Source organism: Isoptericola sp. NPDC056605 (assembly GCF_042792795.1).
In the GTDB taxonomy this organism is placed as follows: domain Bacteria; phylum Actinomycetota; class Actinomycetes; order Actinomycetales; family Cellulomonadaceae; genus Isoptericola.
In genome coordinates this window covers 194,326-214,668 of record NZ_JBHTVT010000003.1, presented here as the reverse complement: position 1 = coordinate 214,668, position 20,343 = coordinate 194,326, and the positions used below count along the sequence as shown (strand labels likewise).

The window sequence follows — 20,343 nt, the reverse complement described above, 5'->3', positions numbered from 1 at the left end:
GCAGCCCGACGCCGAGCACCCGGCGCCTTCGGCGCCCCGCCGGTCAGCCGGCGGTCGCGACGACGGCGAACTGCGGGCCGTCCGGGTCGAACGGGGCGCCGGACAGGTCGCCCAGCACGTCGACGGTGCGGAGCCCGGCGGCGGACAGCTCGATGGTCAGCTCCTCGGGGTCGAAGTACCGGACCCAGTTGCAGAAGGTGCGCGTCCGCTCGGCCTCGACGACGTCGTACCGGTCCAGGGAGACGCGCTCCTCGTCGTACCGGTGCGTGGTGCGGAACCCGAAGTACGGGTCCGCCGACCAGAAGCCGTCCATGAGGTCGGGCGCGAAGACCGTCTCCTCCCGGACCGCGGCGAACGCCGGCAGGTGGTCGACGTCGAGCACGAAGGACCCGCCGGGGGCGAGGTGGTCGCGCACCGTGCCCAGCAGCGCCCGCCGCTGCTCCGGCGGCAGGGCGCCGTAGTCGCGCATGATCAGCAGGACGAGGTCGTAGCGGACGTCCTCCCGGTAGGCGAGGTAGTCCTGGTGCAGGTAGCGGACGTCGAGCCCCTCGGCGCGGGCGAGCGCGCGGGCGTGGTCGAGCGACCGCGTCGACAGGTCGAGGCCCGTGACCGCCGCGCCGGTGCGGGCGAGCGGCGTCGTGTAGAGGCCGGGGCCGCAGCCGAGGTCGGCCACCGACGTGCCCTCGCCGACGTCGAAGCGGTCGACCAGCCACGCCAGCACGCGGTCCCGGAGCTCGGTCCGGTAGGTCGAGAGGTCGACGTCGGGGTCGAGGTGCGCGGCGAGCATGCGCGCGGAGATGTGGGGGTCGGTCCACAGGTCGGGGGTCGTGAGCGTCGCGTAGAGGGCGGGGCGGGTGGTGACGGCCGACAGCTGGCCGAACAGGTCGGGCACGGGGCTCCTGCGGGACGGGGGCGGATCCGGCCACGCTAGCCGCCCGCCCGTCACGGGGGCGACGGAAATCAGGGTCTTGCGGGGTGGCTGAACACGTGTTTAGTCTGTTGAACATGCGTTCAGTCGATGTCGCGCCGGAGGTTCCTGCCGAGGACCGCGGGCCGCTCGTGCCGGAACCCGACGGCAGCACGCGCGGCCGGATCCTCGACGTCGCGATGCGCCGCTTCGCCCGGTCCGGGTTCGGCGCGTCCGTCCGGACCATCGCGTCCGACGCCGGGGTCAGCGCGGCGCTCGTCATCCACCACTTCGGCTCCAAGGACAAGCTGCACGCCGCGTGCGACGAGTACGTGCTCGCGTGGATCCGCGACGTCAAGCGCGACTCGATCGGCCGTGCCGCGGGCGGCAGCCTGCTGCAGGTGCTCGCCGCGGCGGACCAGTACGCGCCGCTCGTGGGCTACGTGCTGCGCTCGCTGCAGGTGGGCGGCGCGGTGGGTCGCGAGTTCACCGAGCACATGATCGCCGACGCCGAGGTGTACACGTCCGAGGCGGTGCGCGACGGCGTCGTGCGGCCCAGCCGGGACGAGGCGGCGCGGGTGCGCTACCTCGTCTACTCCTCCCTCGGCGCGATGCTGCTGTCCGTCACGCTCGACCCGCCGCAGGACGCCTCCGACGTCACCGCGGCCATGCGCCGCTTCATGGACGAGCTGTACCTGCCGATGCTCGAGCTCTTCACCGAGGGCTTCCTCACCACCCGTCGCATGCTCGACGACTACCTCCTGTACGTGCCGGACCCGCCGCCCGGGGCGCAGGCCCCCACCGACGGAACCCCCCACCACGACGAAGAGGAACCATGACCACCACGGCTGCAACCACCACCGGCCCGCGGGCCGCGAGCGCGGTCGAGATCCACGACCTGCGCAAGTCCTTCGGCTCCGTCCAGGCCCTCGACGGGCTGGACCTGACCGTCGAGGCCGGCCAGGTGGCCGGCTTCCTCGGCCCGAACGGCGCCGGGAAGTCCACCACCATCCGCGTGCTGCTCGGCCTGCTGCGCGCCGACTCCGGCAGCGCCCGGCTGCTCGGCGGCGACCCCTGGCGCGACGCCGTCGCGCTGCACCGCCATCTGGCGTACGTGCCGGGCGACGTGTCGCTGTGGCCGAACCTCACCGGCGGCGAGGCCATCGACTACCTCGCCCGCCTGCGCGGGAAGCCCGACAAGAAGCGCAAGGCCGAGCTGCTGGAGCGGTTCGAGCTCGACCCCACCAAGAAGGCCCGCACCTACTCCAAGGGCAACCGGCAGAAGGTCGCGCTCGTCGCGGCGTTCGTCTCCCAGGTCGACCTGCTCGTGCTCGACGAGCCCACCTCCGGCCTCGACCCGCTCATGGAGGCCGTGTTCACCGAGCACGTGCGGGAGGCCAAGGCCGCCGGCACCTCCGTGCTGCTGTCGAGCCACATCCTCAGCGAGGTCGAGAAGGTCTGCGACACCGTGACGATCATCCGCGGCGGCCGCTCCGTGGAGTCCGGCACCCTCGACGACCTGCGCCACCTCACGCGCTCGGCCGTCACCGCCGTCGTCGACGGCGACCCGGCCCCGATCGGGGCGATGGCCGGGGTGCACGACCTCGCCACCAGCGAGAACGGTGTCGGCACGCGCGTGACGTTCGACGTCGACAACTCGGAGATGGGGCGTGTCCTGCCCGCCGTCTCCGCCCTCGGCGTGCACTCCTTCACCGCGCAGCCGCCGTCGCTCGAAGAGCTGTTCATGCGGCACTACGGCGACGAGCTCGCCGCCGACGGCGTGCAGGTCGAGGGCGCCACCAGCAAGGCGGGCGCACGATGAGTGCCGTCACCGCCGCGCCGCGGCTCCGCGCAGGGTCCGCGCGCTCCGGCGGCACCACGCTGACGGGCACGTGGAGCCTGGTGCGGTTCATCCTGCGCCGCGACCGCGTGCGCCTGCTCGTGTGGTCCCTCGCGATCCCGGCGCTGTACCTCGCCTCCCTCGGCGAGTACACGTCGATGGCGGACGACCCGGCCGGCATGCAGGCGCGGGCCGCGCTGGTGCAGACGCCCGCCATGGTGTCGATGACCGGGCCGGGGTACGGCACCGACGACTACACCGTCGGCGCGGCGGTCTCGAACGAGCTCGTGCTGTGGATGGTGCTGGCGCTCGCGGTCATGAGCATCATGCAAGTGGTGCGCCACACGCGCGCCGAGGAGGAGTCGAGCCGGTCGGAGCTGGTGCGCGCGGCCGCCGTCGGGCGGCACGCGTCGGTCGCGTCGGCGCTGATCGTGGTGCTGCTGGTCAACCTGGTGGTCGCAGCGCTGTCGTCCGCGGTGCTGGTCGGCAGCGGGCTGGAGGCCACGGACTCGGTGGCGATGTCGCTCGGCGTCGCGATGAGCGCCATGACGTTCGGCGCGATCGCGCTGGTCGCGGCGCAGGTGACGGAGCACTCCCGCGGCGCCACGGGGCTGTCGATGGCGGCGCTCGGCGCGGCGTTCACGCTGCGCACCATCGGCGACATGCAGGAGCAGCACGGCAGCTGGGTCTCGTGGCTGTCCCCGATCGCGTGGGCGCAGCAGATGCGCGCCTACGTGGACCTGCGCTGGTGGCCCGCCGCCCTCGGCGCCGTCGCCATCGTGCTGCTGCTGGTCGTGGCGGCGTCGCTCGCCTCGCGCCGGGACTTCGGCGCCGGGCTGGTGCCCGACCGCCCCGGCCGCGCCGACGCCCTGCCGAGCCTGCGGACGCCGTCCGCGCTCGTGTGGGTGCAGCAGCGCATGGCCCTCCTGTGGACGACGCTCGGGCTGGCGTTCATGTGGTTCGCCACCGGCACGATCGTCAACCAGGTCGGGTCGATGACCGAGTCGCTCGCCGACAACCCGGTGTACGCGAGCGTCCTCGGCAGCGGCGAGGTGACCCAGGCCTTCGTCGGCATCATCACGCTGTACGCCGCGCTCGGCGCGGCCGCGTACGGCATCGTCGCCGCCCTGCGGGTCCGGTCGGAGGAGGACGCCGGACGCGCGGAGTACGCGCTCGCGACGCCGGTCTCCCGCGGCCGGTGGCTCGGGGCGAACCTCGCCGTGACGTCCCTCGGCACGCTGGTGGTGCTGGTGACGGGCGTCCTCGCGCTGGCCGGCGGCGCGGCGGTGGCGGGCACCGACGAGGTGACGTTCGGCCAGGTCGTCGAGGCGGGGCTGCTGTACCTGCCGGCGCTGGCCGTGTTCGTCGGGCTCGCGGCGGCGCTGTTCGCCTGGGTCCCCCGGGCGACGTCGCTGGTCTGGCTGCTGCTGGAGTACACGATCGTCGTCTCCCTGTTCGCCGACCTGCTCCACCTGCCCGACTGGGCGCGGCGGATCTCGCCGTTCTGGTGGGTGCCCGACCCGCTCACCGGCGACGTCGACGGGGTGCACGTGGCCGGGCTCTGCGCCGTCGCGCTCGGGCTGTTCGTGCTGGCGTTCGCCGGCTTCCGCCGTCGGGACGTCGCCACGAAGTAGCGCCCCGCCCCGCGAGTCGTCAGGCTCTGCGCGCCGTATACCGGGCGCTGGTCCTGACAACTCGCGGGGGCGGGTTAGCGTGGTCGGCCGTGAGCACCCCCACGGATCCCGGCACGACGGCGAGCGACCAGCCCGGCGCCGGCCACGACACCCAGCTCGCGCACGGCCTGCGCACCCGCCACCTGACGATGATGGGGCTCGGGTCCGCGATCGGGGCGGGCCTGTTCCTCGGCGCCGGCGTCGGCGTCGCGACCGCGGGCCCCGCCGTCCTCGTCAGCTACGCCATCGCGGGGGCGCTCGTCGTCCTCGTGATGCGCATGCTCGCGGAGATGGCGTCCGCGCTGCCCGCCTCCGGCTCGTTCTCCGTCTACGCGGAGGCGGCGCTGGGCCGCTGGGCCGGCTTCCTACTGGGCTGGCTGTACTGGTTCACGCTGATCATGGTGCTCGGCGTCGAGGTGACGGGCGTCGCGGGCATCGTCAGCGGCTGGTGGCCGGACGTGCCGCAGTGGGTCGTGGCCGCCGTGGTCGTGCTGGTGCTGGGCGGCATCAACCTCGTGGGCGTGCGGCAGTTCGGCGAGTCGGAGTTCTGGTTCGCGGCGATCAAGGTGGCCGCCATCCTCGCCTTCCTCGTGGTGGGCGTGCTGATCGTGGTCGGCGTCATCCCGGTGTCCGGCAGCGTGCTGGGCGACTGGGCCGCGCACGGCGGGTTCGCCCCCGCCGGCTGGGCGGGCATCGCGGCGGGCCTGCTCACCGTCGTCTTCGCGTTCGGCGGCATCGAGATCGTCGCGATCGCGGCGGCCGAGGCGCGCGACCCGCGCACCGCGGTGGCCCGCGCCACCCGCACCATCGTGTGGCGCATCCTGCTGTTCTACGTGGGCTCGGTGGCGATCATCGTCGCGCTCATCGCCTGGGACGACGCCGCGCGGCTGGCCTCGCCGTTCGTGTCCGTGCTGCAGATGGCCGGGTTCGAGGGCGGCGCGCGGCTCATGGAGGTCGTGGTGGTGCTGGCGCTGCTCAGCGCGTTCAACGCGAACGTCTACGGCACGTCGCGGATGCTCTTCTCCCTCGGGCAGCGCGACGACGCGCCCCCCGCCACCACCCGGGTCTCGCGCCGCGAGGTGCCGTGGGTGGCCGTGCTCGTGTCCGTGTTCTTCGGCGTCGTCGCCGTGGGGCTCAACTGGCTGCTGCCCGCGCAGATCCTCACGATCCTGCTCAACGCCGTCGGCTCCGCGCTGTTCGTGGTGTGGCTGCTCATCACCGTGTCGCAGCTGCGCCTGCGCCCGCGCCTCGAGGCCGACGCCGCGCGGTCGGGCGAGCCCATGCGGCTGCGCATGTGGGGCTACCCGTACCTCACGTGGGTGACGCTCGCGGGTCTCGTCGCGCTCGCCGGGCTCATGCTCTCCGACCCGGCGGCGCGCGCCCAGCTCGTCGCCACCGGCGGCCTCGTCGTCGTGATCCTCGCGGTCTACGCCGTCACGCGCCGGGTGCGCGCCGCTCGCTAGCACCGTCGGGGGCGGCGTCCGGCTTCGCCGGCCGGATCGTGGGCACGTCGCCGACGATCGGGATCGGGCGGCGGTGGAACGGGAACCCGTACCGGGTGACGAGGCCCGCGAGCGTCGTGACGCGGTTGCGCGGGCCGACGAGCGACATGATGTGCACGAACAGCCAGACCAGCCACGCGAGACCGCCCGTGAGCCGCAGCATCTTCGACGTGACGGGCAGGGTGATCTCGGCGATCGCGGCGCGGCGGCCGATGACCGCCATCGTGCCCTTGTCGTGGTAGCTCAGCGGCTCGGTGGCCCGGCCCTCGAGGAGCGCGAGGATGTTCCGCGCCACCTGCTGCCCGCCCTGGATGGCCGGTTGCGCCAGCTGCGGCAGCCAGTCGGGCGTCTCGGCGATGTCGCCGATCGCGAACACGCCGGGCCGCCCCTCGACCTGCAGGTCCGGGCCGACGGCGATGCGCCCGCCCTTCCGGCGGGGCAGGTCCCAGTCGTCCACCTCGGGGTGCGGTCCCACGCCGGCCGACCACACCGTGAGGTCGGCGCGGATGCGGGTGCCGTCGGTGAGCACGACGGCGTCGGGCAGCACCTCCGCGACGCCCGCCCCCAGGTGCAGCTTCACCCCGCGGTGGCCCAGCTCCTTCGCGGCGTACTCGCGCAGGCTCGGGTGGAACGCCTTGAGCAGGTCGCCGCCCCGCTGCACGACCGTGATCTCGAACGCGTCGCCGTGGATCTCCGGGTACGCGGGCGCCAGCCCGGCGGTGCGCAGCTCCGCGAGCGCCCCCGCGACCTCGACCCCCGTGGCGCCGCCGCCCACCACGACGACGCGCAGGCCGTCGTCGGACCCCGGGGTGAACGCGGAGCGCTCCAGCCGGATGAAGAGCTGGTCGCGGATCCGCAGGGCCTGCGAGCGCGAGTACATGCCGAACGCGTTCTCCTTGGCACCCGGGGTGTCGAAGAAGTTCACGGTGACGCCGTTGGCGAGCACCAGGTGGTCGAAGGAGATCGTCTCGTCGTTGGCGAGCCGGATGGTGCGCGCGTCGTGGTCGACGCCGACCAGGTGCTCGTGCAGCACCCGCAGGTTCTTCTGCTTCAGTCGCAGCCCGCGGAGCCAGTAGGTGACGTCGCCCGGGTTCAGCCCGCCGGTGGCGACCTGGTACAGCAGGGGCTGGAACGTGTTGTAGACGCGCCGCTCGACGAGCGTGACCCGCACCGGCGCCTTCGCGAGCGCCTTCACCACCGCGAGACCGCCGAACCCTCCGCCGACGACCACGACATGGGGGAGGTTCTCGGTGCGTTCGCTCACGGGGACCACGGTAGGTGACCTGAGAGAATGCTGCCGTGCCCGAGCTCCTCGCCGTCTGCCGCGTGTTCGCCCTCCTGCCCGACGCCGGGACGGTGGGCGTCACCGCCATCGACAAGCGCCCCGTGGAGGGGCGGGTCAAGGCCCGCCCGTACGGGCTGTACGCGGACGTGCAGGCGGACCGCGCCAACCACGGCGGCCTGGACCAGGCGGTGTACGCGTACGCCCAGGAGGACGCCGACTGGTGGGGCGCGCAGCTGGGCTACGAGGTCACTCCGGGGCTGTTCGGGGAGAACCTGCGCACCCGCGGGCTCGAGGTGAGCGGGGCCGTCGTCGGCGAGCAGTGGCGCGTGGGCACGGCGCTCCTCGAGGCGACGGTGCCGCGCACCCCGTGCCAGACGTTCGCCCGCCGCCTCGGCTCGCCGCCGCGCTGGGTGCGCCGGTTCACGCAGGCGAACCGGACCGGCGCGTACCTGCGGGTCGTGGAGAACGGCGACCTGGGCGCGGGCGACGAGGTCGAGGTGGTGCACCGGCCGTCGCACGGCGTGACGCTCGCGGACTGGTTCGGGGCGTTCAACCGGCTCGACGGCGCGCCCGTGCTCGCCGACGTCGCGAAGGCCCTGGTCGTGGCCCACGACGGCGGCGAGCTGCGCCTCAGCGACGAGCTGCGGGAGCGGGCCGAGAAGTCCCTGGGTCGCTGACCCCGGGGGCGCCCTCGACGGCGTCGCCGACCCCGTACCGGTGGCCCGCGTAGCCCCAGACCGCGAGGGCGAGCGTGGGCCCCCAGAACCACGCGGGGAAGTACAGGGCGCCCGTGGCGCCCATCAGGAGGAGCATCGGGACGGCGGCGCCGCAGAGCATGACGGCGACGATCCCGCCGGGCACGATGGCGGCGGCCGGCGGCACCGGGCGTCCTGCGCGGCGGCCGAACCAACGCGGCAGCCGCTCGCCCCACGGCAGGATCAGGCCGAGCGTGAGCACGATGCCGAGCCAGGCGCCGGACGAGAGCGACAGGCCCTGGATCTTCACCGCCAGCGTCAGCTCCTCGCCGTTGCCGAGCTGCGGCCACGGGGTCAGCCAGCTGGCGCGGGCGAGCGCGTAGGGCAGCGGCCCGAGCGCCGCGAGGATCGTGAACAGCTTCCGGTGCCGGGTGACCCAGGCGGTGGCGGTCCGCAGCGACCCGCGCCGCCAGGCGCGCACGGCGACGAGGCCGCCCCAGGCGGCCGCCGTCGCGAGGGGCAGCAGCACCGCGGGCAGGGCCCACGGCTCGCGCGCGAGCCCTGTCGAGACCGCGCCGACCCAGGTGGCGAACGCGTCGCGGCCGACGACGACGCCGACGACGGCGAGCACCGCGACGGCGGCGAGGGGCAACCGCCACGCGGGGCGGTTGCGGAACACCTGGACGCCCGCCCAGACGGCGAGGACGGGGACCGCGAACGACACGAGGTAGCCGGCGGCGGGGAGCGTGCCCGACCCCTGGGCCAGCAGGCCGAACAGGACGACCTCGCCGGCGCCGACCGGCGCGACGAGGCGCCCGGCGGCGCGGGCGATGGGGCGGGCGAGCGCGGCCGCGGCGGTCACGACGCCGAGCAGCGCGGCCGCGAGCAGGACCAGGACGAGCGACGCCGCGGGCACCAGCCCGGCGGCGAGCATGCGCCCGTCCTCGAGCAGGGGGTCGAGGTCCGGCCGGGCGACGAACCACCCGAGCATGGCCGCCGTGGCGGCGGACGCGACGAGCGCGGCGGCGGCGAGCCGGCGGTCCGGCGGCGGTGCCTCGACGGCGTGCGGGGCGCTGCCGGGGCCGGCGTCGCGCCGGGGGACTTCTCTGGGGACGGACGTGCTGGTCATCGTGCTGCCTCCGGTCGGTCGGTGGGTGTGCTCCCACGCTCGCGCCGGGGGTGGCGGGTGGCCTCCCCCGTGCGGGGGAAGCGCGTCCCCCGCGCACGGGAACCGGCGGGCGGCCGACGGCCGTGATCGCCGGCGGAAGACGGCCTGCGAAGGCTCGCGGCGGGCGGCGGGTGACCATGGCTCGTCCCTCGGACCGACGGGGGCGTGGTTGCTGCCCGGCCGGTCGTCGGACGCGCGATGAACCTCTTGTGGTGTCAGTCGATCCTCGCTAGAGTCGAACACATGTTCGAAGACGACGGAGCTCACGCCGCGCCGCCCGCGGCCGACCCCCGTGGTTCTCGGACGCCCGGCTCCGGTGCGGCCTGTGCCCAGGCCGCACCGGAGCGACGCACGTCGCGCGCGCCGCACGTCACGGCGGCGCGCGCGACGGTCCTCGAACACGTCCTCGCCGGATCGCTCGACGCCGGGTTGGACGAGCTCAGAGGGGATGACGTCAGGTTGGACGACGCCGCATCGGTGGGCCGTACCGATCCGATCGGTGACCACGTCGTCGACGTGCGGTGGGCGCCGACCGACCTGGTGCTCCCCGGTGGGACCGCCCCGGGCGGTGCGATCTTCGGCGGATCGGTTCCTGGCGCAGCGCCCGACCGTCCGGGTGCCGGCGAGGCCGCCGACGCGGTGGGGCCTCGCGTCGGTCGGGATCGTCCGCTGCTCGCCATGCTGGACGACGCCCGCCCGGGCCCGGACCTCGCGGGCACGCTGGCTGCGCTGGACGAGGCCGAGCTGGACGACTTCACGATCCTCGAGGTGCTGGCCGCCTGGGAGCGGGTCGCCGCGTGGGCGCAGGCGGGGTCGGCACGGGTGCTGGCGGAGATGCTGGAGCGCACGAGCGGGTCCTCGCGGCACGAGTTCGTGGTGGACGCTGTCGCGGCGCGGCTCGGGCTGACCCGGCACGCGGCTGCGCAGCACGTCACGGTGGCGCACGGGACCTCCCGGCTGCCCGAGGTCGCGGACGCGCTCGCCGCGGGCGTCGTCGACCGGCGCAAGGCCGAAGCGCTGATCGAGGTGGGGCGGCTGCCCGACGACGTCCGTCGCGAGGTGGTCACCAGCCTGCTGCCCGACGCCGAGCACCTCACCGTGCCGCAGATCCGCGCGCGGCTGCGGCGGGCCGAGATCGAGGCCGACCCGGAGGGCTCGGACGCCCGGCACCGCGCCGCGCGCGCCGAGCGCTTCGTCCGGCTCGAGCCCGTGGACGACGCGATGGCCTACCTCACCGCGTACCTCCCGGCGGACGACGCCGCCCGCGCGTTCGCCGCCATCGACGACGCCGGGCTCGCGATGCGCCGCGCGCCGGGAGAGGCGCGACGGCTCGACGAGTGCCGGGCCGACGCCCTCACCGCGCTCGTCACCGGGCAGCTCGCGACGGGACAGGCCGCGACCGGGCAGCCCGCGACGGGGCAGTCCGCGACCGAGCTGGCTGCATCTGGACGGGCCGCCGGCGGCGGCACCTCGCCGGGCGGGGACGTGGGCGGGCCGGTGCTCGCGTCGCGCTCGCGCGCGGGCATCCGGGTGACGGTCGCGGCGTCGACGCTGCTCGGCTCGGACGACCTGCCCGCGATCCTGGCGGGGCACGGGCCGATCCCGGCAGAGATGGCGCGGACGCTCGCGTCCGACCCGGACGCCGTCTGGCAGCGCCTCTTCACCGACCCGGGCAGCGGGGTGCTCACGGATCTGTCGTCCCGCGCCTACCGGCCGAGCGCGGCGCTGCGGGCGGCCGTCGTCGCGCGGGACGTCACGTGCACGTTCCCCGGCTGCCGGGTGCCCGCCGCCGCGAGCTCCGACCTCGACCACGTCGAACCCTTCGACCCCGCGTCCGACGCCCCGCAGACCCACGGCGGCAACCTGCACGCGCTGTGCCGCACCCACCACCGCGCCAAGACGGTCGGCGGGTGGCGGGTCGAACGCGACCCGGTCGACGGGCGCACCACGTGGACAGCCCCTACCGGTCACCGGTTCGACCGGCCGCCCGTCGTCCATGGACCACCTGACGAGATCCCGCCTTACCAGATCTCACGCGACCAGGACCCGCCGGCCGGGGGCCTCGACGCGTGCGGCCGGCCTGGTGAGGGACCGTTGCCGCCGTTCTGAACAGACCGCGTGCTCCGGGACCGACCTCGGCGGTGGATCAGGGCATGACGTTCCCTGCTCTCCCGGGCTCCACGAGGCCCGACTCGTAGGCCATGACCACTGCCTGCGTCCGGTTGGTCGCACGGAGCTTGGCCAGAACGTTCCCCACGTGCGTCTTCACGGTCTCCACGGTCACGTACAACCGAGCGCCGATGTCCTGGTTGGACAGCCCGCCCGCCATGAGTCGCAGCACGTCCAGCTCCCTGGCCGTCAGCGTTCCCTCGGGAACGGTCTCCACCGCGGCGGGGCGTGCCAGTGCCAGGCGACGCACGGCCTCGGGGAACAGCAGGGTCTCGCCGGAGACCACGAGACGGAGGGCGGCCGCGATCCGCTCCGCCGGTGCCCGCTTCAGCAGGAACCCGTCGGCGCCCGCGCGCAGCGCGTCGTAGACGTACTCGTCGTTCTCGAACGTCGTCACCACGACGACCCTCGGCGGCCCCGGCGCATCCTGGCGCGGTGCCGTCTCGCGCAGCACGGCATCACGGAGCGCGACCGTCGCCGCGATCCCGTCCATCACCGGCATCCGCACGTCCATCAGGACCACGTCCGGGCGGAGGCTCAGCACCAGCGGTACGACCTCCGCGCCGTCCGCGCCCTCTCCCACCACCTCGATGTCGGGCTCCAGGGACAACAGGGCCCGCAACCCTCTCCGGGTGAGCTCCTCGTCGTCCACGATCAGCACGCGCACGCCGTCACCCCCGCCCTGTCGACAGGGGCAGTCGGGCCGAGAGGCGCCATTCCGGTCCCTCCGGCCTGTCGACCGGGCCGAAGGTCGCTGCTCCTCGCAGCGTGCGCGCCCGCTCCGCCACGCCGCGAAGACCGTGGCCGCCACCGTGGCGTGCCTCCTCTCGTGGCCCCGCTCCGACGCGTCCGGCCCGTGCTGACCCTGCCGGCATCGGGTTCGCCACCTCGATCGTCAGCTGTCCGCCCGGGGCGGCGGCCGTCACCTCGACCGACACGCGGACCGGAGCCCGTCTCGCGTGCCGCATCGCGTTCGTCAACCCCTCCTGGACGATCCGGTACGCCTCCCGCGAGATCGTGGCCGGGACGGAGGTCGCGTCGGGCCCGAGCTCTGCGCTCACCGGGGTCCCGGCGCGCCGCACATGATCGAGGAGCTCCGGGAGGTCGGCGAGAGTCCTCTGTGGGCGCCGTGGGGCGGCCGACTCGTCGCGCAGCAGACCGAGCGCGTGATCGAGGTCCTCCAGCGCCACCCGCGAGCTCTGCTCGATGCTCGCCATCGCCGCTCGCGCCGCGTGTGGCTCGACGTCCACCAGGCGCGAGGCCACGGCCGCCTGGATCGTCGACGCGGTCAGGGTGTGCCCGATCGAGTCGTGCAGCTCGCGCGCGAGACGGTTGCGCTCGGCAAGCACCGCCGCGCGCTCCTCGGCCGCGGCGACCAGGTCGTCCTGGCGCGGGCCGAGCAGGAGCGGCGCCCAGGTGCGCAGGGCCGCGCCGACGAGTGCGTTCGCGGCGGCGGCGAGGAGGCCGCAGAGCAGCGCCAGCACGACCGTCCATGCACCGGCCGGCCCCGCCGGGACGGTCACCTGCCCGCGGAGGAGGGCCATGCTCCCGCCGCCGTCGAGCCACACGACGAGAGGAGCGACGGCGGTCAGGACGAGCAGCAAGCACACCCCGCAGGCGAGACAGGCGGCAACGGCGTGCACGAGGGTCCACAGACCTGTCCCCACCCGCCTGCCGCCGGCCGGCCGCACCGCGCCCAGGTTCGTGCCGAGCAGCCGGTCGGTGACGCGGACGTAGGGGTCGTGCACCACCGGGATCAGGCCGACGGCGACGAGCAGGGTGGCCCAGACGCCCACGAAGATGAGGACGCGGCCGGACGGGGGCATCGGGACGGCGAGCCCTGCGACGAGCGCGAACGGTGTCGGCAGCATGGCGAGGGCGAGGCCGGCGACGGTGTAGCCCGCAGCGTGGAGCGCTGTGGGCCCGAAGAGGCGGTGGGTCAGGGTCGGCACGCGCCAAGTCTCGCCGTCGACGACCGGGCGTACCTCCCCCAGGGGAGGGAGGTGCGGTCCACCCCTTCGTGCGAGCGAGATCTCGCTCTCGGTGGGGATTCCGGACGCGCGCGTGGACGCGACGATCGATCGGTGCCCTCAGCCCTCCGGAAAGGACCACGTCTCCCCATGCCCTCGTCCCCTCGCACGACGTCGCCGACCGGCGGACTCGTCTGGTTCCTGGTGCTCGCCTTCGTCCCGGCGTGGGGGTACGTCCTCGTCGCTCGCCTTGTGCTGGGCTGGTCCGTGGTGGACCCGCTGGTCCAGCTCCCGTTCGCCTTCGCCCCCGCTGTGGCGGCCGTCGTCGTGCGACGGTGGGTGACCCGCGAGGGCTTCGCGGACGCGGGACTCAGGCCGCGGTGGCGCAAGGCCTGGCCGCACTACCTCATCGCCTGGTGGGGCCCGCTCGCGCTCACCGCCGGGACCCTGGCCGCCGCCGCGGTGCTCGGCCTCTGGGCACCGTCGACGAGCATGGTCGGCGAGGGCGGAACCCCCTGGTGGGTGACGGTCGTCGGCCTCCAGGCGCTCGCCCTCGTGATCACCCCGCTGTACTGGGGCGAGGAGTTCGGCTGGACCTCGTACCTACGGTTGCGGCTGGTGCCGCACCGGCCCTGGGCGTCCACCCTGCTGACCGGTCTGATCTGGGCGGTGTGGCACTACCCGCTGGCCTTTCTCGGGTACGTCGAGTTCTCGCACGTCCTTCTGGGCCTGGCGGTGTGGACGGCCTCCTTCGTGCTCCAAGAGATCCTGCTGACCTGGCTGCGCCTGCGTTCGGGGACGGTCTGGACGTCGAGCCTGGCCCACGCGGGCAACAACATGGTGCTGTCGTTGCTGACCGCGACGACCCTGGCCGCCGACGAGGGAGGCACGCTGGACGGCATCGCGGTGACGGCGTTGACCCTGCTCCCGATGGGTGTCGCCTGTGCGTGGATCACGCTGGTCCGCCCGCGGTACGGGAGGCGCGGTCTCAGCGGGTAGCGCCGCACGGGCGCCTGGATGAGGAGCTTCCCGAAGGCATCGGCCGGGGACGCTGCTCCGTCACTCAGCGACGGCGTCCGCGCGGCGGCTCGGTCGGCGGCCACTCGCCGTCGTCCGAGCCGTCGTCGGCGCCGTGCAGCAGCTCCTGCAGCTGCACCTGCACGCGCTCGACGCGGGGGACGTCGCGCAGCACCATGCCCGCCTTCTCGGTGGCGTCGGAGACCTGCAGGGTGCCGCAGCCGAGCAGCCGGTCCAGGAGGTCCTTCTCGAGCGCGACGTCGTTGATGCGGTAGAGCGGGATGTCGCGGCCCACGCGGGTGACGATGCCGGAGCGCATGGCGATGCGCTTGGTGGTGACGGTCCACGAGGTGGTGCGCCACCTGAGCCACGGCACGAGCACCCACACGACGGCGACGACGAGCAGCAGGCCGAGCACGATCCACCGGACCACGTCGTCCATCGGGACGACGAAGGAGAACGCGGCGGCGACAAGGAGCACGAGCAGGAGCAGGAACGGCCACACCACGGCCTTCGCGTGCTCGTGCAGGTCCATGACCACGCGCTCGCCGTCGATGAGGTCGTCGTCGTTCAGCGCCATGGCGCACATCGTGCCAGACGCCGGTCGGGGCGCGACGTCGCTGCTCAGCGCGGTGCAGAGCCGTTCAGACGTGCGGCGGCAGGTTCCAGCCCTCGATGGTGCGCAGGTCGTGGCCGTACCCGAGCTGGCAGATCGCGGCGGTGCCGAGCTCCAGGCGGGACCCGAAGCGCGGGTCGATGCCGAGCCACGCGGTCGCCAGCACGCGCAGCAGGTGGCCGTGGGCCACGGCCAGCACGTTCCCGCCGTCGCGCAGGGTCGCGTCGGCGCGCTCCACGAAGCGCCGGGCGCGGGCCGCGACGTCCTCCAGGAGCTCCCCGGGCCGCCCGTCGCCGTGCTCCGGGTCGGGCGGCAGCACGCGCACGCCGTCGTCGAAGATCTGGAACGGGTGGCCGAGGAGGGCGCCGACGTCGGCGCTGGTGCGGCCGTCCACGGGCCCGTAGTCCCACTCGGCGAGGTCGGGGTCGACGACGGCGTCCGGGTGGCCGGCCAGCGCGGCCGTGCGGCGGGCGCGCTCGAGCGGCGACGCGTAGACGGCGGAGAACGCGATGCCCGCCACCGCCCGTCCGGCGGTCCGGGCCTGTTCCTCGCCGGCCGGGGTGAGCGCGATGTCGGTGCGACCGGTGTGCTGGCCGCTCACGCTCCACTCCGTCTCGCCGTGGCGCAGGAGCACGAGCTGCGGGTCCTTGCTCGGCACGAGAGGCATGCTCCGAGCATCACGCAGACCTGCGGCGACGGCACCCGGACGGCGCTGTGGACAGGCTTTCCAGGAACCGCCCAGAGTTCGCTAGGGTGTCGTCGCCGTCACAGGACCGTCACATCTTCATCACTCGCCACTCGGGGAGGCCACCCGTGCTCGTCTTCGTTCTCATCGGCGCCGCAGGGATGGTCCTGCTGCTCGTGTCGCTCCTCGTCGGCGAGCTGGTCGACCTCGGCGACGGGGCGCTGTCGGGCACGTCGCTCGGGGTCGGCGCGGTCGTCTTCGGCGCCGTGGGCACGATCGTCGTCGCCAACGACCTCGCCTCGTGGATCGCGTACGTGGCCTCCGCGGTCGTCGGCCTCCTGGCCGTCGTCCTGGCGCAGGTGCTGGTCCGGCGGCTCGCGTCGAGCGACGACGGCGTCGTCGTCTCGCTCGTGGGTGCGCACGGTACGGCGACGACGGCCGTGACGGCGACGTCGGGCGAGGTCTCCCTCGACGTCCCGAGCGAGCTCGAGCGTCGCCTGGCCCGCTCCGACGAGCCCATCGCGGCCGGGTCCCGCGTCGTGGTGCTCGAGCACTCCGGCTCCACCGTGCGCGTCGGGGTCCCCGGCCCGCAGGCCCGCTGACCTCTCCCTAGGACCCCGCAGCACCGACCGGAAGGAGACGCGCTCCGGCGCGCACCATGTTCGACTCGACCGACAGCAGCTTCATCACCACGATCGCGGTGCTCGCCCTCGTGGTGGCGTTCCTCGCGGTGGGCATCTTCGTCGCCCAGCGGATCCGCCGGGTCCCGCCGAACCAGGCCCTCGTCATCGTGGGCCGCGGCGCCGGCAAGAAGGAGTCCGCCGCCCAGAGCCAGCGCGTCGTCATCGGCGGCCGCACGTTCGTCTGGCCGATCCTCCAGCAGGGCTTCGCGATCTCGCTCGAGCAGCGGCAGATCGGCATCACCGTCGAGGGCGTCGACAAGAACCGCATCAAGATCGCCATCAAGGCGTCGATCAACTTCAAGGTGCGGGGCGACGACGAGGGCGTGCGGCGCGCGGCGCAGCGCTTCCTCTCCCAGCAGGAGATGCTCACCGAGATCATCAAGGAGTCCCTCGAGGGCTCGCTGCGCTCCATCGTCGGCGACATGACGATCGAGCAGATCATCTCCGACCGCAAGGGTCTGTCGGACCGCGTCGTCGAGTCGACCAAGACCGACCTGGCGGAGCAGGGCCTGCAGGTCGACCTGCTCAACATCTCCGACATCTCGACGCCGGGGTCGGACTACCTGTCCAACCTGGGTCGCGCCGAGGGCGCCCGCGCGCTCCAGGTCGCGGAGGTCTCCGAGGCGGAGGCCCGGCGGGTGTCCGAGTTCGCCGTCATCGAGGCGGCCGAGCAGATCGCCGAGCGGCAGAAGGCGCTCGACCTCAAGAAGGCCGCGATCAAGGCCGACACGGACCGCGCCAACGCCAACGCCGACGCCGCGGGCCAGCTCGCGCGCGCGGAGCAGGACCGCCTCGTGGCGCAGCAGGAGCGCGAGGCGCTGGCCGAGCAGGCCCGCGTGACGCAGGAGCGCCTCGACATCGAGATCCGCAAGCCCGCCGAGGCCAAGGCGTACGCCGAGGTCCAGGAGGCCACGGCCCGTCGTGACGCCGCGAACGCCGCCACCGAGGCCGACGCGTTCAAGCGCACCACCATCGCCGAGGCGAACAAGACGGCCGCCATCCAGGACGCCGAGGCCTCCGCCGCGGCCGTGCGCCGGGCCGGTGAGGCAGAGCGTGACCGGCAGATCGCGCTGGCCGCCGGCATCAAGGCCGAGGGTGAGGCGAAGGCGTTCGCGGTCGAGGCCGAGGGGCGCGCCGAGGCCGTCGCCACGGATGCCAAGGCCGAGGCGCTGAAGAAGTACGGCGAGGCCGCGCTCGTGCAGGAGCTCATCGAGCGCCTGCCCGAGATCGTCCGCGCCGCGGCCGAGCCGATCGGCTCGATCCAGGGCATGACCGTCGTCTCCACGGACGGCGCGTCGGCGGTGACCAAGACGGTCGCGTCCGTGCTCGGCGAGGGTCAGGGCGTCGTCAAGCAGCTGACGGGCGTGGACATCCACCAGCTCATCGCGGGCATCGCCGGCGGGCAGCTGCCGACGAAGTCGGACGAGGCCGCGCCGCTCAACTGACGCGCCGTCGTTCATCGGCGTCTGCGACGCACGACACGCCCCGCCGCGGGAATCGCCTCCCGCGGCGGGGCGTTCGTACGTCCGTGACCGCTATCGAGAACACCCCCCTCAAGGTCGACGTCTGGTCGGACGTCGCGTGCCCCTGGTGCTACATCGGCAAGCGCCGCTTCGAGTCCGCGCTGCAGCGGATGGCGGAGCGCGACGGCGCCGCCCCCGAGGTGGAGGTCGAGTACCACTCGTTCGAGCTCTCGCCCGACACCCCCGTCGACTTCGAGGGCACGGCCACCGAGTTCCTCGCCGACCACAAGGGCATCCCGCTGGAGACCGCCCAGCAGATGCAGGACCAGGTGACGGCGCTCGCCGCCGCCGAGGGCCTCACCTACCGGATGGACCAGGTCAAGCACACGAAGACGCTCAAGGCGCACGAGCTGCTGCACCTCGCCAAGGCGTTCGGCAAGCAGGACGAGATGAAGGAGCGCCTGCTGCGCGCGTACTTCACCGAGGGCGAGCACGTGGGCCACGTCGAGGACCTCGCCGACCTGGCCGTCGAGGTCGGCCTGGAGCGCGAGGCCGTCGTGGTCGCGCTGAACGCCGGCACCTACGCCGAGGCCGTCGCGGACGACATCGCCCGCGCCCGCGCGTACGGCATCAACGGCGTCCCGTTCTTCGTGCTCGGTGGCCGCTACGGCGTGTCCGGCGCGCAGGACCCGGACGTCTTCGTCCAGGTGCTCGACCAGGTGCTCGCGGAGGCCTGAGCCGGGCGAGCGAGGCGCATCTCACACCGCCAGCCCTGGCCGTGAGACGCAGTATCACCGAGAATCGAGGCCAGCCCGCACCGTCGCGGGCGCCGCGGTCTCGGGCCCACCCCGCCCGGTCGTCCCGCGGCAGTGGTTCCGTTGGAGGAGAAACATGAACGACGCCACCGAGAGCTCGTACCGCTCGATCGCCAACCCGCGCCGCACCACGCTGATGACCGTCAGCGCGGCCGAGGCGGCGGCACCCCACCACGGCGCGGACGAACGCCCGCTTCAGCTGCTGGGCGACGACGGCGCGGTCTGCGTGGACGGCGTGTGCAGCCTGCCGGACTGACCGGCTATATCGCGCGGTGGTCCGCGATCGACAGCCGCGGGCCCCGACGCGGAGCCTGCGGCCTGCGGTCGAGGAACAGCAGCCGCACCACCCGGTGCCGGTGGGGGGCATACGGTGCGAGGAGGCGCAGCATCCCCTCGTCGTCGGTGCGCTCGCCGGTGAGCGCCCAGCCGACCGCGCCGGCGAGGTGGAAGTCGCCCACGGACACGGCGTCCGCGTCGCCGAACGCGCGTTGCGCCACCTCGGCGGACGTCCACACCCCGACGCCGGGCACCTTCTCGAGCCGGGCGCGCGCCTCGTCGGCAGGCATCCCGGCCGCGTCCTCGAGCCGCGCCGCGACCTGGGCGCACCGCACGGCCGTCGCCGCCCGACGCGGGTCGACCCCGGCGCGGTGCCAGTCCCAGGTCGGGACGGCGGCCCAGCCGCGCGCGGACGGCACCACGCGCAGCCCCTCCGGGGCGGGCCCCGGCGCGGGCGAGCCGTGCCGGGCGACGAGCCACCGCCATGCGCGGTGCGCCGTCACGACCTGCACCTTCTGCTCGAGGACGGCGGGCACCAGAGCCTCCAGCACCCGTCCGCTGCGGCACATCCGCAGCCCGGGGGTGCGGCGCGCGGCGTCGTGGGCCTGCGGTGGTGGTCTGAAGGCCGAGATGTCGTCGCCCTCGCCGAGCAGCTCCGGCACGGCGTCGGCGGCCTCCCTTGAGCCCGGCCCCCAGTGCTGCACGACGACGGTGCGCGCGCCCGTCGCGACGAACCGCTGCGTGACCGGCCCGGTGCGCATCAGCGTGGTGCGCCACAACGCGCCGTCGGGGGTGCGTCGGAACGTCGGGTCGTAGGCGCCGTGCCGCAGCGGGCTGAGCGTCAGCCCGAGGTCGAGCGGCCGCTCCGACGCGTGCTCCACCGTGACGTCGGCCGTCGGTCGTGCGGCCGGCGACGGCACGGTCGCCGCGCTGGTCAGAGGGGGTGCGCTAGTCAAAGAGCGTTCCGAGCTCCCAGCCGGTGTCGCCGCGCGCACCGACGGGCGTGACGTCGCGAAGGGGATCCGCGTCGCGCGCGGGCCGTGCGGCGGGGCGCTCCGCGCCGTCCTCGCGCGGGGAGGTGCCCGCGCCGGCGTCCTCCGTGAGCAGCAGCTCGTCGACGCCGCCGCGGCCGGCGGCCCAGTCCTGCGCGGCGAGGCCGGCGAGCTGGTCGGCGCGCTCGTTGAACGGGTTGCCCACGTGGCCGCGTACCCACCGGAACCGGACGGGGCCCTCCCGGCCGGTGATCGCGGCGTCGATGGTGCGGATCAGCTCGAGGTTCTTCACGGGGTCTCCGGACGCGGTACGCCAGCCCTTCCGCTTCCACCCGTGGATCCACTCGGACGCGCACCGGATCGCGTACTGCGAGTCCGACTCGATGAGGAGCGGCTCTGCCCCGGGATGCGCCTCGATCGCGCGCAGGAGCGCGGTGAGCTCCGCGACCTGGTTGGTGCCGGACGCGGCGCCGCCCGAGTCGAAGCGGCCGCCCTCGTGGGCGATCCACGCCCAGCCGATCGCGCCCCCGGGATTGCGGAGGCACGAGCCGTCAGTGCTGACAATGATCACGCCGGAGTCTCCCAGT

Annotated in this window: 20 protein-coding genes; 11 read left to right on the top strand and 9 right to left on the bottom strand. The window is 74.1% G+C overall.

From position 1 onward, the window contains the following. Positions 1-43 precede the first annotated feature (43 nt). Positions 44-892 (bottom strand): SAM-dependent methyltransferase, encoded by an 849-nt coding sequence (locus tag ACFQ8Y_RS05185; RefSeq protein ID WP_430584805.1) that lies wholly within the window; start codon positions 890-892, stop codon positions 44-46. A gap of 113 nt (positions 893-1,005) precedes the next feature. On the opposite strand from ACFQ8Y_RS05185, the gene ACFQ8Y_RS05180 reads away from it, so the two are divergent. From ACFQ8Y_RS05180 to ACFQ8Y_RS05165, 4 genes are all read left to right on the top strand, one after another. Continuing rightward, positions 1,006-1,746, top strand: coding sequence for a TetR family transcriptional regulator (locus ACFQ8Y_RS05180; protein WP_430551030.1), 741 nt, complete (start codon positions 1,006-1,008; stop codon positions 1,744-1,746). After that, positions 1,743-2,729: an ATP-binding cassette domain-containing protein gene (locus tag ACFQ8Y_RS05175; protein ID WP_430584804.1), complete on the top strand. Its 987-nt coding sequence runs from the start codon at positions 1,743-1,745 to the stop codon at positions 2,727-2,729. Before ACFQ8Y_RS05180 ends, ACFQ8Y_RS05175 begins: the two co-directional genes overlap by 4 nt. After that, positions 2,726-4,381 carry an ABC transporter permease gene (locus ACFQ8Y_RS05170; RefSeq protein ID WP_430584803.1) on the top strand — a complete coding sequence of 552 codons (1,656 nt, stop codon included), beginning with the start codon at positions 2,726-2,728 and terminating at the stop codon, positions 4,379-4,381. The genes ACFQ8Y_RS05175 and ACFQ8Y_RS05170 overlap by 4 nt, the downstream gene beginning before the upstream one ends. A gap of 89 nt (positions 4,382-4,470) precedes the next feature. Beyond that, positions 4,471-5,883, top strand: coding sequence for an amino acid permease (locus ACFQ8Y_RS05165; RefSeq protein ID WP_430584802.1), 1,413 nt, complete (start codon positions 4,471-4,473; stop codon positions 5,881-5,883). Here the strand turns inward: ACFQ8Y_RS05165 and ACFQ8Y_RS05160 are convergent. Continuing rightward, the gene (locus ACFQ8Y_RS05160; RefSeq protein WP_430584801.1) at positions 5,855-7,186 is read right to left on the bottom strand and encodes an NAD(P)/FAD-dependent oxidoreductase; all 1,332 of its coding nucleotides are present in this window, start codon (positions 7,184-7,186) and stop codon (positions 5,855-5,857) included. The two genes, ACFQ8Y_RS05165 and ACFQ8Y_RS05160, sit on opposite strands and share 29 nt — an antisense overlap. 35 nt (positions 7,187-7,221) lie before the next feature. Here ACFQ8Y_RS05160 and ACFQ8Y_RS05155 point away from each other — a divergent pair, with 35 nt between their 5' ends. Next, positions 7,222-7,884, top strand: a complete 663-nt coding sequence (locus ACFQ8Y_RS05155; RefSeq protein WP_430584800.1) for an MOSC domain-containing protein — start codon at positions 7,222-7,224, stop codon at positions 7,882-7,884. Here the strand turns inward: ACFQ8Y_RS05155 and ACFQ8Y_RS05150 are convergent. Beyond that, positions 7,838-9,031, bottom strand: a complete 1,194-nt coding sequence (locus ACFQ8Y_RS05150; protein WP_430584799.1) for a hypothetical protein — start codon at positions 9,029-9,031, stop codon at positions 7,838-7,840. The two genes, ACFQ8Y_RS05155 and ACFQ8Y_RS05150, sit on opposite strands and share 47 nt — an antisense overlap. Before the next feature lie 717 nt (positions 9,032-9,748). On the opposite strand from ACFQ8Y_RS05150, the gene ACFQ8Y_RS05145 reads away from it, so the two are divergent. After that, a complete protein-coding gene (locus tag ACFQ8Y_RS05145) occupies positions 9,749-11,179 on the top strand; it encodes a DUF222 domain-containing protein (protein ID WP_430584798.1) in 1,431 nt (476 codons plus the stop codon). 37 nt (positions 11,180-11,216) lie between these two features. On the opposite strand, the gene ACFQ8Y_RS05140 is transcribed toward ACFQ8Y_RS05145, so the two are convergent. Continuing rightward, a complete protein-coding gene (locus ACFQ8Y_RS05140) occupies positions 11,217-11,906 on the bottom strand; it encodes a response regulator (protein ID WP_430551514.1) in 690 nt (229 codons plus the stop codon). Between the two features lie 4 nt (positions 11,907-11,910). Continuing rightward, complete coding sequence (locus ACFQ8Y_RS05135; protein WP_430584797.1) at positions 11,911-13,191, bottom strand: sensor histidine kinase; 1,281 nt, start codon at positions 13,189-13,191, stop codon at positions 11,911-11,913. A 168-nt stretch (positions 13,192-13,359) separates the two neighbouring features. On the opposite strand from ACFQ8Y_RS05135, the gene ACFQ8Y_RS05130 reads away from it, so the two are divergent. After that, on the top strand, positions 13,360-14,208 hold the full coding sequence (locus ACFQ8Y_RS05130; protein ID WP_430584796.1) for a type II CAAX prenyl endopeptidase Rce1 family protein: 849 nt from the start codon (positions 13,360-13,362) through the stop codon (positions 14,206-14,208). Between the two features lie 64 nt (positions 14,209-14,272). On the opposite strand, the gene ACFQ8Y_RS05125 is transcribed toward ACFQ8Y_RS05130, so the two are convergent. Continuing rightward, on the bottom strand, positions 14,273-14,806 hold the full coding sequence (locus ACFQ8Y_RS05125) for a PH domain-containing protein (RefSeq protein ID WP_430551517.1): 534 nt from the start codon (positions 14,804-14,806) through the stop codon (positions 14,273-14,275). Between the two features lie 64 nt (positions 14,807-14,870). Beyond that, positions 14,871-15,509 (bottom strand): histidine phosphatase family protein, encoded by a 639-nt coding sequence (locus tag ACFQ8Y_RS05120; RefSeq protein ID WP_430551518.1) that lies wholly within the window; start codon positions 15,507-15,509, stop codon positions 14,871-14,873. Positions 15,510-15,655: 146 nt separating this feature from the next. Between ACFQ8Y_RS05120 and ACFQ8Y_RS05115 the strand changes: the two genes are divergently transcribed. The 4 genes from ACFQ8Y_RS05115 (at position 15,656) to ACFQ8Y_RS05100 (ending at position 18,744) form a co-directional block, all read left to right on the top strand. Next, the gene (locus ACFQ8Y_RS05115) at positions 15,656-16,129 is read left to right on the top strand and encodes an NfeD family protein (protein WP_430551519.1); all 474 of its coding nucleotides are present in this window, start codon (positions 15,656-15,658) and stop codon (positions 16,127-16,129) included. A 56-nt stretch (positions 16,130-16,185) separates the two neighbouring features. After that, positions 16,186-17,655, top strand: coding sequence for a flotillin family protein (locus ACFQ8Y_RS05110; protein ID WP_430551520.1), 1,470 nt, complete (start codon positions 16,186-16,188; stop codon positions 17,653-17,655). Between the two features lie 83 nt (positions 17,656-17,738). Further along, the gene (locus ACFQ8Y_RS05105; protein WP_430551521.1) at positions 17,739-18,410 is read left to right on the top strand and encodes a DsbA family protein; all 672 of its coding nucleotides are present in this window, start codon (positions 17,739-17,741) and stop codon (positions 18,408-18,410) included. Positions 18,411-18,564: 154 nt separating this feature from the next. Beyond that, positions 18,565-18,744, top strand: coding sequence for a hypothetical protein (locus ACFQ8Y_RS05100; protein WP_380244887.1), 180 nt, complete (start codon positions 18,565-18,567; stop codon positions 18,742-18,744). Between the two features lie 4 nt (positions 18,745-18,748). Here ACFQ8Y_RS05100 and ACFQ8Y_RS05095 read toward each other — a convergent pair whose 3' ends face one another. Further along, positions 18,749-19,720, bottom strand: coding sequence for a DNA-3-methyladenine glycosylase family protein (locus ACFQ8Y_RS05095; protein ID WP_430584795.1), 972 nt, complete (start codon positions 19,718-19,720; stop codon positions 18,749-18,751). Then, on the bottom strand, positions 19,713-20,327 hold the full coding sequence (locus ACFQ8Y_RS05090; RefSeq protein WP_430584794.1) for a ribonuclease H: 615 nt from the start codon (positions 20,325-20,327) through the stop codon (positions 19,713-19,715). Before ACFQ8Y_RS05090 ends, ACFQ8Y_RS05095 begins: the two co-directional genes overlap by 8 nt. Positions 20,328-20,343: the final 16 nt, after the last annotated feature.

Bases quoted from the DNA above. Each gene is read 5' to 3' on its own strand.
- ACFQ8Y_RS05180 (WP_430551030.1), top strand. From the start codon at position 1,006: ATGCGTTCAGTCGATGTCGCGCCGGAGGTTCCTGCCGAGGACCGCGGG.
- ACFQ8Y_RS05175 (WP_430584804.1), top strand. From the start codon at position 1,743: ATGACCACCACGGCTGCAACCACCACCGGCCCGCGGGCCGCGAGCGCG.
- ACFQ8Y_RS05170 (WP_430584803.1), top strand. From the start codon at position 2,726: ATGAGTGCCGTCACCGCCGCGCCGCGGCTCCGCGCAGGGTCCGCGCGC.
- ACFQ8Y_RS05150 (WP_430584799.1), bottom strand. From the start codon at position 9,031: ATGACCAGCACGTCCGTCCCCAGAGAAGTCCCCCGGCGCGACGCCGGC.
- ACFQ8Y_RS05145 (WP_430584798.1), top strand. From the start codon at position 9,749: ATGCTGGACGACGCCCGCCCGGGCCCGGACCTCGCGGGCACGCTGGCT.
- ACFQ8Y_RS05130 (WP_430584796.1), top strand. From the start codon at position 13,360: ATGCCCTCGTCCCCTCGCACGACGTCGCCGACCGGCGGACTCGTCTGG.
- ACFQ8Y_RS05125 (WP_430551517.1), bottom strand. From the start codon at position 14,806: ATGGCGCTGAACGACGACGACCTCATCGACGGCGAGCGCGTGGTCATG.
- ACFQ8Y_RS05120 (WP_430551518.1), bottom strand. From the start codon at position 15,509: ATGCCTCTCGTGCCGAGCAAGGACCCGCAGCTCGTGCTCCTGCGCCAC.
- ACFQ8Y_RS05110 (WP_430551520.1), top strand. From the start codon at position 16,186: ATGTTCGACTCGACCGACAGCAGCTTCATCACCACGATCGCGGTGCTC.
- ACFQ8Y_RS05100 (WP_380244887.1), top strand. From the start codon at position 18,565: ATGAACGACGCCACCGAGAGCTCGTACCGCTCGATCGCCAACCCGCGC.